Here is a 16,486-nt window from a genome sequence, read left to right as displayed (position 1 = left end):
ATTCATTAGATAACGAATCAGTTACAATATATGGATGTGATTAAGAAGACAGCATAGGAGGTACATCAAAATATGAGTAATAATCGAAGTAATCGAACAACGGTCATGGTCAGCATCGTACTGGCGATGCTAGTGGCATCTATGGATACGACCATTGCCAATACGACGATGCCGATTATTGTGAAGGAAATTGGCGGTAGTGACCTTTTTGCCTGGGCATTTACCTCGTATATGGTGCTTTCTACTGTACTTGCTCCGCTAGCAGGCCGATTATCCGATTTATTTGGTCGGAAAAAGATCTATGCTGCCGGGATTCTCTTGTTTCTAGGCGGATCTGTACTTTGCGGTCTATCCCAGAGTATGCTGCAGCTGATCCTATTTAGAGCCATCCAAGGGATTGGCGCGGGCGTGATGATGCCGTTTCCTGCGATAATCGCGGGAGACATCTATCCCGTGGAGCAGCGTGGGAAAGTGCAAGCCTTCTTCACAGCGATGTGGGGGCTAGCGGCTGTATTAGCACCGTTATTAGGGACATTTTTTGTGACATATTTGAGCTGGCGATGGATATTCTTCGTTAATATTCCGATTTGCTTGGTCTCGCTTCTAGCTTTGAAGCCGTACAAAGAAGTCTATCAAGCGAAGAAATCAGTAGTGGATTACGGCGGAGCCGTGTTATTCGCTTTGGGGATTTCGCTGCTGCTCCTAACGACAACGGTTGAGCAGTACAATTACATATACGGGGCATTAGGAGCTTTATTCATGGTTGCCTTTTTCTTCTACGAGAAGAGGCACAGCGCACCGATTGTTCCTTTGAATCTACTTAGGAACCGACCAGTTGCGATTATGATTGCTGTCTCGTTCATCTCCTGTGCAGCTCTATTCGGGACCTCAAGCTTTATTCCGCTTTATTTGCAAAATCAAGGCTATTCGCTATTTGTGAGTGGAATTGCTCTGCTCGGAACGTCGATTGGTTGGATGGTTGTTGCTGTCCCAAGCGGGAAATGGGTGCTTAAATATGGTTATAAACCGCTACTTATAATAGGGAACGGTTTGCTCGTGATTACGGCTATCATGCTTTATTTTATGGGTGAAAAAACGGCCTTCTGGTACTCTTTTGCGACGATGACGATGCTTGGCCTTGCCTTTGGACTCATCTTTACGGTTTCAACGATTGGTTCGCAGCAGCTTGTTGAAGCGCACCAGAAAGGGATATCTACTTCGTTGCAGTTGTTCGCTCGTAATATTGGCACGGCCGTGAGCGTGACCATCATGGGGGCGATTTTAACAAAAGCGACTGTATTCTATAGTGGTTTCCATGGTATGTTCGTGTTTGGCTTCATTGTCAGTTTAGTCTCCATGTTCATCCCATTTATGATTCAATCCACATCCAAACAGGCGGCTTAAGCCTGGGATCCAGAGAATGAGCAAGAACCTGAGGTGCTGCCTCAGGTTCTTTGCTCATGATAACGTATATTTAGGAAGCTGAAGCTGAATGTTTCTGATTCGTTAAGTCCCTAATCGTTGCCGCAAACATCATCTTTCCTTTAAACTGAAACCCGGTGATTGTGATCTCAGCCGGAAATTCGGAACGATCTGCACGGTAGGCGGCCATTTCAACTCGCTTGCCGAGCAAAGCAGCATCTTGCCGTGAAAGCTGCTGAAACAATGAAGCGGCCGCTTCGCCATTTCGATCAAAAGGGAATAGAAAGTCAAACATTGTTAAAGTCAAAGCTTGCTTGCGGGTATAACCAAAGGTTGCTGACACCGCCGAATTACATTCAATAATCCAGCCCCTGCTGTTAAACACCATGATGCAGTCGATACTTGTATCCAGTAGAGAGGCCTTGAGGGCAAATTGTTCAACGAGCTTCTGATCGATTTTCATGGCATAAAACAAGTTGATGGAGAGAAAAATGATCGTCCCAAAAGCAATCAACAAGGCGAGTATATAACCATCCATACTCGCAGGGTAATGCTCAGAAAGCATGCTGCGATCTGGATATGTCATTTTTCCTGCAAACATCCCTATATAATGCATGCCACTCAGGGCTAAGCTGATAACGAATCCGTTAGTAAGCACCTTTTGTTTGGTGTAGGAGGATAGGTATAAAGTAGTTATGGATGCTATGATAGCTATTAAAATAGAAATGATAAATGGCATAGGTGAATATCGAATTTCCACTTGATGTAGGGCGCTCATGCTCAAGAAGTGCATTCCGGATAACGACAATCCCATAAATGTTCCGCCAAGCAGAAATTTAGGGAATTCGAACGTGGCGAAATGCATGACAATAAAGCCAATTATGGAGCCAATTACTGCGATAGCTAAAGATGTGAATAACGTCGCAATGTCGAAGCTCTTATCGACCGGAGATGGACAGGCTAATATCGCAATGAAATGTATGGACCAGATGCCCACGGCTATGGTGGAAGCACTGCTCGTGATCCATAACTTTTGTTGCCAGGGGCTAGAATCAGCAATTCTTTGTGCCAATTTCAGACTTGTATAGGAAGCTAACAGAACAATAACGAAAGCTAGAAGGATGAGGTATAAACTATATCGATGAGTTTCTGCAAGATGCATATCCGATTCCTCTCATTGAATGATGTTGTGCCAGTCTTCGGTGGTTTTATTATAGTTGTCAGTCAATGACGTGTATATAGCGGTTAATGTTAATTAAAATCGAATGGTGTCGAAATACACTAAATCTTGATATAGGGGATGGAAGCGTTGCTGAACAAAGAGAACGCGATACGTGGCATTATTTTTGATATGGATAATACGCTTCTTCAATCCCATATTGATTTTCCAGCAATGAAGCAGGCGATTGCCCACTTTTTGATCAAAGAAGGGGTGCTATCGCGTGAGTTTTCGATAGCGTCGCACACAACATCGACAATTCTTGCCCATGTTAAAGCGGAGGGAGCAACGGATAAAGTGCTGGCTGCCGCTTTGCAGATTGCTGAGGGATATGAGCTAACAGGCATGGAGGGAGCGGGTCTTGAGCCGGGTGCGCAGGAGCTTTTGGATAAGCTTCAAGGAATCTATACACTTGCGCTGGTGACGAATAACTCCTACGCCGCCGCTGTTAGAGCCTTGGAGACCACGGGAATTAAAGACCGATTTGATTTGATAGTTGGAAGAGATCAGATGGAGGCGATGAAGCCCTCGCCCTCAGGTAATTTGTTTGTCCTGAAGCATTTTTGTGAAGTTGAAGCGAATAAATGGATTTCCGTGGGTGATTCGTGGATTGACGGCCAAGCGGCTAGGGAAGCGAAGATTCCTTTTATAAGTTATGGCAGTGGGGTACCGTTAATGGTGGAAAAAGGCGTTAAGCCAGCAGTCCACATTGACAAGCTATTAAGTCTGTTAGATTATGTATAGATGAGAGATGAACAAGAGAAAGAAGTGATCGTAAGTGTTAATCGACGTTAAATCCCGCCTTCAGGAGAACCTTATTCAGGAGCTGCTTAGTTACAGTGTCTTTCCAGATCCAGATGTATTGGAAGAGACGATTAAGCGTTACGAGACGGATTCGAATATGTGGCTTTATGGCTATGAGTCAGAGGGCATTCTTGTCGGAATTATCGGATTTCGAATCAATGATGAGCAGGAAATGACCATCCATCATCTGGCTGTTGAACCACATAGCAGAGGAGCTGGGTTCGGGCGGGGCATCATTCTCGAAATTATTGAAGAAATGCATCCTTTGAGAATCGTGGCGGAGACGGATGAGGAAACGGTTCAATTTTACCGGAACATCGGCTTCGTGATTCGCAGTCTTGGCGAGAAATACCCAAGCGTTGAGCGGTTTATGTGCACGTATGAGGTTGAGCCGGAAGAGGAATAGTCATATATAAAAAGGTTGGTCAGGAGGTATTCCTGGCTAACCTTTTTTTCTTTGCGTGGAGTAGGGTTCGAGAAAGGGGGGGACTACTTAACGCCGATTACTTCTGCTATTTTCCACGATTGAACCATTTTTAACCAATTAACTGAAATTTCTACCTACCGCTAATCCTACTGAGTCTAGCAAATTTCGGGTAGCTTTTCCATCTATTTCAGTTAAGGCGGCTTAATGGATCTTCCCCCTTGGAACTGAGAAACGGAGTCATGCGATCAGGTGAAATAGGAAGCCTTTGTCATACAAGGATAACAGTCCAAGCCAAAAGTAAGTGTCATGTTAGATAGCATTTTGCATATATTGTTGTAGGCTGTGACTTTACTAAGATTGTGATGAAAGCGATTTCTACACGTCATTTAAGTGACAATTTTCACAATGATGACAAGCATTGCGGGTGTTTTGTCAAACGGTGCAATAAAAAGTTCCCCAAGGAAACAGGAGGGTGCAGAGATGCTGCATATCGTAGTGTGTATCAAGCAGGTACCTGACTCTAGAGAAATTCGCATTGACCCGAAAAATAACACATTAATTCGTCAAGGTGTACCCAGCATTGTGAATTTTTACGATATGCATGGGCTGGAAGAAGCGCTCCGCATCAAGGATGAGACCGGGGCAAGGGTGACTGTTGTCACTATGGGGCCGCCTCCCGCGGAGAAAGGCTTGAAGGAGTGCATCTCGCTCGGCGCGGATGATGCCGTACTGGTAACGGACCGTGGTTTTGCTGGAGCGGACACACTGGCTACTTCCTATGTCGTTGCTCGGACGATTCGTAAAATCGCTGAGACGTGGGGGCCGGTGGATATTGTTTTTTGCGGGAAACAAACACTGGATGGCGACACGGGTCAAGTCGGGCCAGGGGTCGCTTGCCGATTGGATTTGGAGCAGCTCACCTATGTGAACAAAGTGGTTGATGTTGATGAACAGAATCGCAAGGTTCGCGTGCATCGTCTTTTGGAAGACGGTATCGAAGTTGTTGAGACAAGCATGCCTGTGTTGATTACAGCGCTTAAGGAGCTGAATAAGGTTCGAAGGGCGTCGATGCCAGGCATGATTCGAGCGGCGCGTTACAAGCCGACTGTGTGGACAACGGCGGATTTTCCAGATTTGGAACGGGCGAAAATCGGACTCAAAGGCTCCCCAACGATCGTTGCAAAAACGTGGGTGCCTGAAGTAAAAGCGGTTAAAACGAATATGATCACCTATGATTCGCCGGAAGCGGCAGCCGCGCAGCTTGCTGACCAACTGATGACGAAGGATATGCAGACACTGCTTGATTGGACTTAGGCATGGCACAAGACGCTAATGGAGCATGTAAGGAACATGTAACGAATGGGGGAAGTCACAATGGCTAGTGATCAAACGACGGACCAGGCCGAAGCGGCAATGCCCGATTGGTCCGCATATCGGGGAGTATTAATCGTTGTTGAGCAGCGAGACGGGGTAGCGAAAAAAGTGTCCTGGCAGCTGCTAGGCGAAGGCAAGAAGCTGGCAGCCAAGCTGGACGCGCCGCTCATGGCGCTCGTCATCGGCGAGGGTGTAGCCCACCTCGCCGACGAAGCCGTGCATTACGGCGCGGACCGGGTGTTCCTCTGCGAAGCGCCAGAGCTTCGCACGTACCGAACCCGGCCCTACAGCCGGGTCTGCTTGAAGCTAATCGAGGAGGCAAAACCCGAGATCGTGCTGTTCGGCGCGACAGCCACGGGCCGTGATCTGGCAGGCGCCATCGCGACGCACCTGCCAACGGGCTTGACGGCCGATACGACGCAGCTCGACGTGGAGCTGCCGCCGTCGCGGCTGCTGCTGGCCAGCCGGCCGGCTTTCTCCGAGAAGATGATGGCCACCATCCTCTGTAAGCAGTACCGGCCGCAGATGGCGACGGCGCGGGCCGGGGTGTTTCAGTCGCTGGTGAAGGACACGGCGCGCCAAGGTGAGATCGTCGCGATCGAAGCGGCGATGCGGGAGGAAGAGATTGCCGCGCAGGTGCTGGACTTCCTGCACGAAACCGGCAAGCTGAATCTCGAGGACGCCGAGATTATTGTGGCCGGGGGCCGCGGACTAGGCGGCCCTGAGCCCTTCGGGCTGCTCGCTGAGCTGGCGGAAGCGCTCGGCGGTGTCGTTGGCGCATCCCGCGCGGCGGTGGATGCGGGCTGGATCGGGCATGAGCACCAGGTTGGTCAAACGGGTGCCACTGTGCGGCCGAAGCTTTACTTCGCCATCGGCATCTCGGGCGCTGTGCAGCATACCGTCGGCATGAGCCATGCGGACGTTGTCGTCGCCATAAACAAAGACGAGAAAGCGCCAATTTTTCAATTTGCTCATTATGGCATGGTAGGCGATCTGTTTAAGCTGGTTCCGGCGATTACGCAAGAGGTGAAAAAGCGCCGAACGCTGTTTGGCAAGCCCGCTGCGGATACAACCGCTTCCGTGCCAACGCTGGAAAGGAGTGAGGCCAAATGAATGAAAAATTTGATGCGATCGTCGTTGGCGGAGGTCCAGCCGGTTCAGCTGCAGCTTTGACGATGGCGCGAGCTGGGTTATCTGTTGTACTCCTGGAGCGGGGGGAGTTCCCTGGTGCCAAAAACATTTTCGGCGGCGTCCTCTACCGTAAGCAAATTGAGGAACTCGTTCCCGAGTTCTGGAAAGAGAAGAACTTTCCGATGGAACGGTACATTGTGGAGCAGCGCATTTGGATGATGGGCAAAGAGTCCATGGTAACGTTCGGTCACCGCAATGAGGCGTACAAGGAGCCTTATAACTGTTTTACCGGTTTGCGTGTCAAATTTGACCAATGGTTTGCCGATAAAGCGGTTGCCGCTGGAGCCATTCCTGTGTACGAAACCGTTGCGCTGGATGTCATACGCGAAGGCGATAAGATCGTTGGCGTGAAGACGGATCGGGATGATGGCAATTTGTATGCAGACGTTGTTGTCATCGCCGACGGAGTGAATTCCTTGCTCGGAAAAGCCATGGGCATCCATAAGGAATGGACACCGGATCAAGTGTCACTTGCGGTGAAAGAAGTCATTGCACTGCCCAAGGAGAAAATCGAGGACCGCTTCGGACTGGAAGGCGACGAAGGCGTGACGATTGAATTCATGGGTGAAACTTCGCTCGGCATGGCGGGAATGGGCTTCCTTTATACGAATAAAGAAACCATTTCCTTAGGTGTCGGTGTGATGGTTAACCATTTGCGGGATAAAAAAGTCAAACCTTATGCCGTCTTAGACGCTGTGAAACAGCATCCAATGATTCGCAAGCTGATACAAGGCGGTGAAACGAAGGAATATTCCGGACATTTGATTCCCGAAGGCGGCTTTCATTCAATTCCTCCGCTTTCAGGCAATGGCTGGTGCGTCTGCGGGGATGCCGCGCAGCTCATTAACTTCGTTCATCGGGAAGGCACTAATTTGGCGATGACCTCTGGCCGTTTGGCCGGCGAAGCGATCGTGGAGGCCAAAGGGAGCGGGGACTACTCCGCCGCATCGCTGCAAGCTTACGATCAAAAAATACGCGAATCCTTTGTCCACAAAGATTTGCAAAAGTATAAGGGCATGCACCAATTCCTGAAGGAACAGGACCCTGAACTTCTGTTTGATAAGCTGCCTAGAGCGCTTAATGAAGCTGCTTATAACATGTTCCTTGTGGACGGCATTGCCAAAGCAGATAAGCAAAAAATGGCGATGAAGCTGATCAAAAACGCCGCAGGCGGCACAGTGAACTTGATGAAGCTGGGTTACAAGGGATGGAGGGCGATGAACGGATGAGTCAAAGCGACATTTCTGATAAGCTGTTTACGATTCGTTACAAATGTGATGACAAGTCACACCTCGTTATCAAAGACAAACAGACATGTATGAGTTGTGTGACCAAGGATTGCAACTATTTCTGTCCTTCCGATGTGTATGAATGGGAAAAGAAGCTCAAGATTACAACCGTCGCTTTTGAGAACTGCATTGAATGCGGAACCTGCCGAATTGCCTGCCCGTCGCATAACATCGATTGGGTTTATCCTAAAGGTGGCTACGGAATGACATATAAATTTGGCTAAATGGATAGGTTTAGGGAATGGAGCAGGGCTTTTAAGCCCTTGCTCCTTTTTTGCTGGAATTAGGGAATACTATAGTAAAACTACATTTCTCCATATGTATGTGCACAATCTCCATAGTGCAGATTCACAAAGAATAAGATAATAAGGATTAGGAGGGATATTATGCAGATAACTTTTGAACAGAAACAAGGTATTTTTCATTTACAAAACAATCAGATGAGTTATGTGATTCAGCTTGTCCAAAACGCCTATCCGGCACATGTCTACTGGGGTCGCCCCATCCGATCCGGGCAATTGGCTTCTATTTTACAATTTCATGAAAGATGCTCGTTTTCTCCTAACCCGGTTCCGGAAGATCGGAGTATCTCCTTCGATACGTTACCGCAGGAATATCCGGCATATGGAACCAGCGATTATCGGGAGCCTGCTTATCAAGTTGCGCTTTCTGATGGGTCTACGATTACTGAACTTATCTATGATAAGCATCGAATTTACGCAGGTAAACCTACGTTAGAAGGTTTGCCGGCTACGTATATAGAGCATGAGGATGAAGCGCAAACGCTTGAGTTGGAATTAGTGGATGCCTTGATTGGTTTACGGGTCATTCTTTCTTACACCATTTTTGACACGCATGCGGCAATGACGAGATCCGTGCGGTTCGTGAACGAAGGGACAGCTGATGTGAAGCTGCTTCGCGCGCTAAGTATGAGTGTTGACTATTCACACAACGAATTCGATCTGCTGCAGCTTTCAGGAAGCTGGGTGAGAGAGCGGTATATGGTCCGAAGGCCGCTTGCACCGGGTAAATTGACCGTGGAAAGCCGCCGCGGATCCAGCAGCCATCAGCATAATCCATTCATTGCCCTGCTTGCCAAGGAGGCGGGCGAGGACCATGGGGATGTATACGGGTTTAGCCTCGTGTACAGCGGGAATTTTGCGGCTCATGCGGAAGTAGAGCCGTATGGGAACACGCGCGTATCTATGGGAATTAATCCGTTTGATTTCTCTTGGCTGCTTGAACCTGGACAAGCATTCCAGACGCCTGAAGCTGTTATGGTTTACTCCAGCTCTGGCTTAGGGGAAATGTCCAGGTCTTATCACAAATTGTATCGAACACGCTTATGTCGTGGAGAATTCCGTGACCGTACTAGACCGGTGCTCGTGAATAACTGGGAAGCAACGTACTTCCAATTTAACGCGGACAAAATCGAAAGCATTGCCAGCGCAGGCAAGGAGCTTGGGATCGAGCTGTTCGTGCTTGATGATGGCTGGTTCGGTAAAAGAGACAGCGACAACAGCTCGCTAGGTGACTGGATCGTCGACAAAGCGAAGCTGCCGAATGGTTTGGAAGATTTGGTAGCCAGAGTCAATGGCATGGGGCTTCAATTCGGCCTCTGGTTTGAGCCGGAGATGGTATCACCGAACAGTGAACTGTACAAGAAGCATCCGGATTGGTGCTTACACGTGCCTAACCGTCGTCGCACAGAGGGTCGTCAACAATTGATTCTGGACTTCTCTCGTGAAGATGTATGTGAGGCGATCTTGGGAATGCTTCGTAACATTCTGAGCAGCAGCCCAATTACGTATGTCAAATGGGACATGAATCGCAATATGACGGAAATCGGCTCTGCCGCGCTGCCACCTGAAAGACAAAGGGAAACGGCACACCGTTATATCTTGGGGCTCTATCGCGTTCTCGAATCGTTAACGAAAGAATTCCCTCATATTCTGTTTGAAAGCTGCTCAGGCGGCGGAGGCCGCTTCGATCCAGGCATGCTCTATTACATGCCGCAAACGTGGACGAGCGACAACACGGATGCCGTTTCCCGCTTGAAAATTCAATACGGGACAAGCATCGTCTATCCGATTAGCTCGATGGGTGCGCACGTATCCGCAGTTCCGAATCACCAGGTGAAGCGCGAAACCTCGCTGAAGATGCGCGGTGATGTGGCGATGTCCGGCAATTTCGGTTACGAGCTGGATCTGACCCGTTTCACGGATGAGGAAAAAGAGATCGTCAAACAACAAATTGCGGATTACAAAGAAATCCGCCCGTTGGTCCAATTCGGCGATTTGTATCGTCTGCTGAGTCCCTTTGAGGGCAACGAAACGGCTTGGATGATCGTCTCCGAGGATAAAAAGCAAGCACTTGTCGGCTATTTCCGCGTGCTGGCAGAACCGAACGCGCCACTCAAATCGCTGCGGTTAAAAGGGCTTAACCCTGATCTCGATTACCGTATCGCGGGTAACGATAGTGAATATCCTGGCGATCATTTGCTTTACGCCGGTCTTCCCGTCAACGACTTGCGCGGAGATTTCCAGAGTAAAATATGGGTGCTTCAGGCATCTTCTCAATAATCTCAATTTCCGCTATGATTAGTCTATTACATAGATAGACTGATCATGGAAGGGAGATTACTACGATATGTTGAAGCGACCTGGGAAAGATGAATACGCACCTTATTATGAAACGTACATCAGCAAAGTGTCTGACGAGGATTACGAGGTGTTTTTAAAGCGTCAACTTGATGAAATCCTTGCGTTATTTGGAAATTTTGATGACGAAAAGGGACTTTATCGCTACGCATCGGGGAAATGGAGCTTGAAGGAAGTATTAGGGCATATAACGGACACGGAGCGGGTAATGAGCTACCGTATGCTGCGTATAGCCCGCGGAGATTCAACGGTACTGCCAGGGTTTGATCAGGATGTCTTTATTGCAAATACTTCGTTCGACGAAGTGTCTATCGAGGTGCTATTGCATGATTTCAAGGCGGTTCGGCAGGCTACTTTAACACTTCTACAAACAATTGCAGATTCTGCTTGGTCGCGCCAAGGTAATGTCAGCACGTTTGACATTACTGCACGAGGGCTTGCTTATGTGATTGCCGGCCATGCTGAACACCATGTGAGTGTTGTGCAGGAACGATATTTATAAAAAAAAGAGTTTGTCAGGGTACGCCCTCGACAAACTCTTTTTTTTAATATAGGGATAATGCCAATGAATCACGTTCATTGAATGAATGCAGGATCGCTTCACAGCCAACGATTTCAATGCTTATGATGGAGTCCAAGCATTTCTTAATCGTCGCTCTGCCTTTAGTAACTTTCGCTTCAAGAGCGGATTTCAATAAATTGAATTTCTTTTTATTTTTCTCATCGGAGTAGACAGGCACGGGTTTGTTGTGAATTGTAATAAACATTTTCATAGATTTTCACCATCCTAGGAATTGGATATACATCAAGCATATATGAGGATTATTAATTTAACCTTAAAATAGTTTTACAATTTTGAAACAAACTTGCATTTCATGTATTTCTTTTAAAACTATTCAAATTAATTCCTCATTTTGGAGCATCAATCTGCTAGCTTTTTCCGTTGTCAAAGAATATACGATTCAGAAGGCAAAAAAGTTCCATACTCTATAAAAAACTACATGAAAATTTTGTGAATTTTCTTTAATTTTGCGAATCCCGCTGCCGATACAGTTTTGGCGAGATCCCAAAGCGATGTTTAAAGGCACGATGGAAATACGGATAGCTGCCGAAACCGCAGCTCAAGGCGATTTGCTCCAAGGACATGGAGCTATCGTGCATCCGTTCCACTGCGCTGGATAACCGGACTTCCAAGGCGTATTGAATCATGGTTTTGCCGAAGTATTCTTTGAACAAGTGAACGGCGCGAGATACGCTGAGTCCCACGTGGTCCGCTACATCATCGACTTTGAAGGTGGCGGTTGCGTGCGCTTCAATAAATCGTTTCATTCGAGTGCCTGTAAAAGGCCGTCCTTGCAAGGAAACGGTTTCCGTTGCTGCGCGCTCAACATATAGGCAAAGGGCTTGCAGCAGGTAGCCGCTAAGCTCACGGTTTTCCTCTTCCATTCTGCGCTTCTCAAGAATAAGCTGGCGCCAAAGAGAAATGAGCCGCGCGTCAAGATCAATTCGCGTACAGGTTTGTTTGAGGCTGCGTTTCCACCATGCGTCGATCCATGTCCCTTTGCAAAATAAATAATAATCTCCGCTGGCAATTTTTCCACTTGGGTTGTCTTTTGCAGGTTCGATCCTTAGTTCGTAGGGATCACCTGGCTTATATAAAAGCAAATGGCCAGATTCGATTTGAATCATTTGCCCATCAACGAGAATTTCACATGTGCCTTCTGTTTGTAAACGGAAAAGATAAGTATTGAGCCCGGATTTCGTACTCACATTAAACGGTTCCATATGAAAAGAATAGCCGCAGGTTAACAACTCTGTATCCATTGCATTCACCTTTCATAGCCAAATAAGATATGTTTTGATTATATCGTGAATGGTCATAATAAGCTATGTTCCGCTATACTGTCTACATAGGCAAAAGAAATGCATAAATTGGAATCTAAGAAAAGAGGGAAACAAATGGGACGTTTAGGAATTGGTCTTCAATTGTATACACTTCGTGATGATATGGCAAAAGATTTGGAAGGCACACTTCGTCATGTTGCTAAGCTAGGATATGAAGGCGTGGAGTTCGCGGGTTATTTTGACAAGCCTGCGGCAGAAATGAAAGAATTGCTAGATGAGCTTGGGCTGAAAGCGATTGGAAGCCATGTAAGTCTGGAGAGATTCCGCAATAATCTGCAAGGTGAAATCGACTATCTGCACACAATTGGTGCAAAATACGCGATCTGCCCTTATGTAGGTGCTGAAGAGCGTGAAAATGCGGACCAATGGAGAACGCTAATTGCTGAATGTGAACAACTTGCGATTGAAGTTGGCAAACAAGGATTACAGTTCTTATACCATAATCATGATTTCGAATTCCATCATAAAGTAGACGGCGAGTTCGTGTTTGATGCCATGTATGCAGGCAAAGATGCGATCCAAGTGGAAATGGATGTGTGCTGGGTTAAATACGCAGGGCAAGATCCATTAGCTTATATTGCGAAGTATGCTGGACGTCTGCCACTGCTTCACTTCAAAGATTTCTCCAAGGATGCTGAAGGCAAGCTAGTTACGTTGGAGCTAGGATTAGGCGAGGTTCCACTCGAGCAAGTCATTACAGCTGCAGAGCAAGCAGGCGTGGAGTGGCTTGTTGTTGAGCAGGATCACTGCCAGAAGCCACCGCTTGTGAGCATTGAAAACAGTTTGAACTGGGTTAAAGAGCACTACATCAACGTTCATAACTAATTCATAACTAATCATTCAGAGGAGTGTACATTCAAATGAGTAAAATTAAAGTGGCCGTCGTTGGTTGCGGCTCCATCTCCAAACATAGACATATCCCGGAATACGCTTTAAATCCGAATGTTGAGTTCGTTGCTTTCGTTGATCCAATTATCGAAAGAGCTGAACATTACGCTCAGCTTCATGGCGGAAAAGCTTATAGCAGCTATGCTGAAATGTTGAAAGAAGAAAAAGTAGATGCAGTAAGCGTATGTACACCTAACTATTTGCACGCAGAAGTTTCCATTGCTGCAGCAAATGCTGGCGCGCATGTACTCGTAGAGAAGCCAATGGCTACTACAGCTGAAGAAGCGGAAGCTATGATCGAAGCTGCTAAGAAAAACGGCGTGTTCTTGATGGTTGGTCACAACCAACGTCTAATGGCGCCGCACGTGAAAGCGAAAGAAATTTTGGAATCTGGCAAGCTGGGCAAAGTGTTGACATTCCGTACATCTTTCGGTCATCCAGGACCAGAAGGCTGGAGCATTGACGGCCGCGAGAGCTGGTTCTTCCGCAAGGAAGAAGCGATTATGGGCGCAATGGGCGACCTTGGTGTGCACAAATCGGATTTGATCCGCTATTTGCTGAATGATGAAGTAGCACAAGTGGCAGCTTTCGTTGGTACCTTGCACAAAGAAGGTACTGATGTGGATGATAACTCCACTTGCTTGCTGCGCATGAAAAGCGGAGCTACAGGTTCCCTGGTTGCAAGCTGGACTTACTACAAAGGCCAAGACAACTCCACGGTTCTCTGGTGCGAGAACGGTGTTATCAAAATTGATACAGATCCAAACGATCAAGTTATCGTTGAACTTCGTAACGGCACAGTTGAACGTTACAAAGTTGGTCAAGTTGCTACGAATGAGAAGCAAACGGTCAGCGGCGTAATCGATGAGTTCGTAGCAAGCATTGTGAGCGGTACGAAACCACGTATTTCCGGCGAAGAAGGCAAACGTTCCTTGGAAGTTATCCTAGCTGCATTCGAATCCGAAGCAACTGGCAAAATTATTACGCTCTAATCGCATTTTAATACAATAAAAAAAGAGGCTGTCCCAAGTCATCCAATGACCTAGGGAGAGCCTCTTTTTGAACCTTTGAACAGCCAGTTCACATCTTATCTTCCACCGATTTCAATCGGGATCGTGTTCGATTTACCCACTACCGTTTCCTTCGAATCTTTCACATGGACTTGTATGTCCCAAATCCCGGATTTCAGTAAATTACCTTCCACCCTGGCTGTTACCATGTGCTCGTCCTGCCATGTCGTCGGAATGGCCTTACCATTCAGCGTTACAATGCTGAGCGGGGGCAAATTATTGCCGCGTATAGTGAGTGTTATACTAGTGTGCCCGGATATATCTTGTGTATCAGCCTCAACTCTATCAAGGAGTATGGGACCAAAACCTAGTATATACTTCGAATTAATAATAGGAACCTTATAATCTTTGTAAGCATGGCGGTCGCCGAACATAATGTCATATTGCAAGGTTTCATAATCCTTTAAATCCTGTTCATTAATGTGCATCGCCTCAAAATAATCTTTTGGCGGGATGACAGGGATCTTTTTCGAAAGCTGAGTTAAATAATCTGTATAATAACTGCCTTGCTGTTTAGATAATTCAATTAGATAAGGACCTAAGAAGGATGGACTAATGTTGAGCTTATCCTTGCGCTCGGTGTCGAAATTGTTCCAGACAACAAGGGGAACGCTGTACATTTTTTTCAAGAAATCCGGATCATCTTTACCGCTAATATATTTGGTGTCAATGTAAGTAGCATAGTCATCGCCCAAGGCTGGCAAGTGGTCGCCCCAGAATGCGATAATCGTTGGCTCGCCTTTTTTCTCATAGTATTCAACAAGCTCTTTCAGCATTCTATCAGAGGCATTAATGCCTTGTGCAAGCGTTTCGAGCATCCCTTGAGAAGAAGGGGACATGTCGCCTTTGACATCAAATGTATTTTTCGGAAACTTACCCGGGAAGTAATGGAAATGATTTTCCATGGTGTTCGCAAATACAAAATCGGGACCGTCACTTAGATCTGTCGCATGAATAATATTCGCAGCAACCTCACTATCCGCGATATAAGGGCCTGAATAGTTAGGCTTAAAATATTCAATCGGAATATACTTAGAGAAACCGAAGTCCTTATATATTCTATTACTGTTAAAATACCAATTATAGAAAGGACTAACAGCTGTTGATGTGTAGCCTTGTCTTGCATAAATACTAGCTAACGAGTCCACTTCATTCGTAATGAATTGGTTATAGGCAATCGATCCTTGCGGCAAGAAACGCATGGAGTTCCCCGTCAAAACCTCAAATTCCACGTTGGCAGTCCCACCGCCGTACTGCGGCGAAAGCATGGATCCGCTGGTTCCTGTCTGCTGCAACTTATGAAAAAATGGGATTGGATCCTGGCTGAATTCGACACCTTTGATAACGGTAGGATCCCAGAATGATTCACTTAATACGACAATCACGTTTGGTTTAACATTCGGATCACCGGCTTTAATCGGTGGCTTAGGCGAATTGCTGACAATGGTTTCGACGGCTTTATCATCATAACCTTCTCGTTTATCGCTGAACATCGACTTCGTATTCAGGAACGTGGCTAGGGCGTAACCGTTTGTTTGCGTATTTTCAACCTGATTCCATACGGAGGCTTTGATTCCGCACCATTTCTGAACAGGTAGTGGTAGATCGGAATAAACCGCTGCCAACATGCCGAGCGCAATAACTGCGATAATTCCCCGTTCTTTTATATGAACTTTTTTCATAAATAACTGTGTGCGGTATAACAAGAAATAGCTGGCTACTACGAACAAAGCGATAATAAGCAATATTTTGAAGGTGAAAATGTTCTTCACATATTGCACCATATCGGAAGCTTCGCCTGCTAGAACGATATCCCAAGGCGTCAAGGGGACACCTAGTATTTTGAGTTTGATCCCGCTGATGAGGCCCATAACGAGAAGTATCCCAGAGAGAACCCAATAGGCTACTCTAGTACGGCCAATGATAGCGATGAACAACAATAGTAGGCTAAAAACAATCCATTCATTATAAACCAGCTCGATAACATGCTTATAGCTCCATGTAAACATTTCTATATACTGCCCGCGGCTTAATATTTCCATGATGACCACAGGAATTAAGGCAATAAGAATAAAAGGCAGTCGCTGCCGAGATAGCTGCAGTAAACGATCTAGGTGTAGTTTCATATGTTCTCCTATGGATATGGATTGTAGATAAATTGTAAAGGACAACTGACATTATACCACGAGAATCTGCAATATTCGATGGTAGTTTATCTAATAATTTTAATGCATTTT

General features: G+C 46.5%; 15 protein-coding genes. 11 read left to right on the top strand and 4 right to left on the bottom strand.

All coding sequences use genetic code 11. The annotated features are described in order from the left end of the window. The first annotated feature begins 72 nt into the window (after positions 1-72). Positions 73-1,404, top strand: coding sequence for an MFS transporter (locus tag AC58VC_RS03500; RefSeq protein WP_497367435.1), 1,332 nt, complete (start codon positions 73-75; stop codon positions 1,402-1,404). 70 nt (positions 1,405-1,474) lie between these two features. Here AC58VC_RS03500 and AC58VC_RS03495 read toward each other — a convergent pair whose 3' ends face one another. Continuing rightward, positions 1,475-2,584, bottom strand: coding sequence for an MHYT domain-containing protein (locus AC58VC_RS03495; protein ID WP_497367434.1), 1,110 nt, complete (start codon positions 2,582-2,584; stop codon positions 1,475-1,477). A gap of 147 nt (positions 2,585-2,731) precedes the next feature. Between AC58VC_RS03495 and AC58VC_RS03490 the strand changes: the two genes are divergently transcribed. The 8 genes from AC58VC_RS03490 to AC58VC_RS03455 all read left to right on the top strand — a co-directional run bounded on the left by AC58VC_RS03490 (position 2,732) and on the right by AC58VC_RS03455 (position 10,888). Further along, positions 2,732-3,385 carry an HAD family hydrolase gene (locus AC58VC_RS03490; RefSeq protein ID WP_497367433.1) on the top strand — a complete coding sequence of 218 codons (654 nt, stop codon included), beginning with the start codon at positions 2,732-2,734 and terminating at the stop codon, positions 3,383-3,385. A gap of 34 nt (positions 3,386-3,419) precedes the next feature. Next, entirely contained in the window at positions 3,420-3,851 is a 432-nt protein-coding gene (locus AC58VC_RS03485; protein ID WP_497367432.1) for a GNAT family N-acetyltransferase, read from the top strand. 501 nt (positions 3,852-4,352) lie between these two features. Next, positions 4,353-5,186 carry an electron transfer flavoprotein subunit beta/FixA family protein gene (locus AC58VC_RS03480; protein WP_497367431.1) on the top strand — a complete coding sequence of 278 codons (834 nt, stop codon included), beginning with the start codon at positions 4,353-4,355 and terminating at the stop codon, positions 5,184-5,186. 60 nt (positions 5,187-5,246) lie between these two features. Next, complete coding sequence (locus AC58VC_RS03475; RefSeq protein WP_497367430.1) at positions 5,247-6,359, top strand: electron transfer flavoprotein subunit alpha/FixB family protein; 1,113 nt, start codon at positions 5,247-5,249, stop codon at positions 6,357-6,359. Continuing rightward, a complete protein-coding gene (locus AC58VC_RS03470) occupies positions 6,356-7,666 on the top strand; it encodes an FAD-dependent oxidoreductase (protein ID WP_497367429.1) in 1,311 nt (436 codons plus the stop codon). The genes AC58VC_RS03475 and AC58VC_RS03470 overlap by 4 nt, the downstream gene beginning before the upstream one ends. Beyond that, complete coding sequence (locus AC58VC_RS03465) at positions 7,663-7,950, top strand: ferredoxin family protein (protein ID WP_477499023.1); 288 nt, start codon at positions 7,663-7,665, stop codon at positions 7,948-7,950. Before AC58VC_RS03470 ends, AC58VC_RS03465 begins: the two co-directional genes overlap by 4 nt. Before the next feature lie 162 nt (positions 7,951-8,112). Then, positions 8,113-10,308, top strand: a complete 2,196-nt coding sequence (locus AC58VC_RS03460) for an alpha-galactosidase (protein WP_497367428.1) — start codon at positions 8,113-8,115, stop codon at positions 10,306-10,308. Between the two features lie 67 nt (positions 10,309-10,375). Beyond that, positions 10,376-10,888, top strand: coding sequence for a DinB family protein (locus AC58VC_RS03455; RefSeq protein ID WP_497367427.1), 513 nt, complete (start codon positions 10,376-10,378; stop codon positions 10,886-10,888). A 43-nt stretch (positions 10,889-10,931) separates the two neighbouring features. On the opposite strand, the gene AC58VC_RS03450 is transcribed toward AC58VC_RS03455, so the two are convergent. Together AC58VC_RS03450 and AC58VC_RS03445 are read right to left on the bottom strand one after the other, a co-directional pair. Continuing rightward, the gene (locus AC58VC_RS03450; RefSeq protein WP_029198041.1) at positions 10,932-11,159 is read right to left on the bottom strand and encodes a hypothetical protein; all 228 of its coding nucleotides are present in this window, start codon (positions 11,157-11,159) and stop codon (positions 10,932-10,934) included. Between the two features lie 250 nt (positions 11,160-11,409). Further along, entirely contained in the window at positions 11,410-12,210 is an 801-nt protein-coding gene (locus tag AC58VC_RS03445; RefSeq protein WP_497367426.1) for an AraC family transcriptional regulator, read from the bottom strand. Positions 12,211-12,345: 135 nt separating this feature from the next. Here AC58VC_RS03445 and AC58VC_RS03440 point away from each other — a divergent pair, with 135 nt between their 5' ends. Continuing rightward, positions 12,346-13,116 (top strand): sugar phosphate isomerase/epimerase family protein, encoded by a 771-nt coding sequence (locus AC58VC_RS03440; protein WP_497367425.1) that lies wholly within the window; start codon positions 12,346-12,348, stop codon positions 13,114-13,116. 35 nt (positions 13,117-13,151) lie between these two features. Continuing rightward, positions 13,152-14,171, top strand: coding sequence for a Gfo/Idh/MocA family protein (locus AC58VC_RS03435; protein ID WP_497367424.1), 1,020 nt, complete (start codon positions 13,152-13,154; stop codon positions 14,169-14,171). Between the two features lie 95 nt (positions 14,172-14,266). On the opposite strand, the gene AC58VC_RS03430 is transcribed toward AC58VC_RS03435, so the two are convergent. Next, entirely contained in the window at positions 14,267-16,375 is a 2,109-nt protein-coding gene (locus tag AC58VC_RS03430) for an LTA synthase family protein (RefSeq protein WP_497367423.1), read from the bottom strand. Positions 16,376-16,486 lie beyond the last annotated feature (111 nt).

It is taken from the genome of Paenibacillus sp. J22R67, assembly GCF_059692175.1.
Note: the sequence above shows the minus strand (reverse complement) of the source record. Positions and strands in the feature narration are given on the sequence as shown.

Coding starts and splice junctions, on each gene's coding strand:
- AC58VC_RS03500 (WP_497367435.1), top strand. CDS start 73: ATGAGTAATAATCGAAGTAATCGAACAACGGTCATGGTCAGCATCGTA.
- AC58VC_RS03495 (WP_497367434.1), bottom strand. CDS start 2,584: ATGCATCTTGCAGAAACTCATCGATATAGTTTATACCTCATCCTTCTA.
- AC58VC_RS03480 (WP_497367431.1), top strand. CDS start 4,353: ATGCTGCATATCGTAGTGTGTATCAAGCAGGTACCTGACTCTAGAGAA.
- AC58VC_RS03475 (WP_497367430.1), top strand. CDS start 5,247: ATGGCTAGTGATCAAACGACGGACCAGGCCGAAGCGGCAATGCCCGAT.
- AC58VC_RS03470 (WP_497367429.1), top strand. CDS start 6,356: ATGAATGAAAAATTTGATGCGATCGTCGTTGGCGGAGGTCCAGCCGGT.
- AC58VC_RS03465 (WP_477499023.1), top strand. CDS start 7,663: ATGAGTCAAAGCGACATTTCTGATAAGCTGTTTACGATTCGTTACAAA.
- AC58VC_RS03460 (WP_497367428.1), top strand. CDS start 8,113: ATGCAGATAACTTTTGAACAGAAACAAGGTATTTTTCATTTACAAAAC.
- AC58VC_RS03455 (WP_497367427.1), top strand. CDS start 10,376: ATGTTGAAGCGACCTGGGAAAGATGAATACGCACCTTATTATGAAACG.
- AC58VC_RS03450 (WP_029198041.1), bottom strand. CDS start 11,159: ATGAAAATGTTTATTACAATTCACAACAAACCCGTGCCTGTCTACTCC.
- AC58VC_RS03445 (WP_497367426.1), bottom strand. CDS start 12,210: ATGGATACAGAGTTGTTAACCTGCGGCTATTCTTTTCATATGGAACCG.
- AC58VC_RS03440 (WP_497367425.1), top strand. CDS start 12,346: ATGGGACGTTTAGGAATTGGTCTTCAATTGTATACACTTCGTGATGAT.
- AC58VC_RS03435 (WP_497367424.1), top strand. CDS start 13,152: ATGAGTAAAATTAAAGTGGCCGTCGTTGGTTGCGGCTCCATCTCCAAA.
- AC58VC_RS03430 (WP_497367423.1), bottom strand. CDS start 16,375: ATGAAACTACACCTAGATCGTTTACTGCAGCTATCTCGGCAGCGACTG.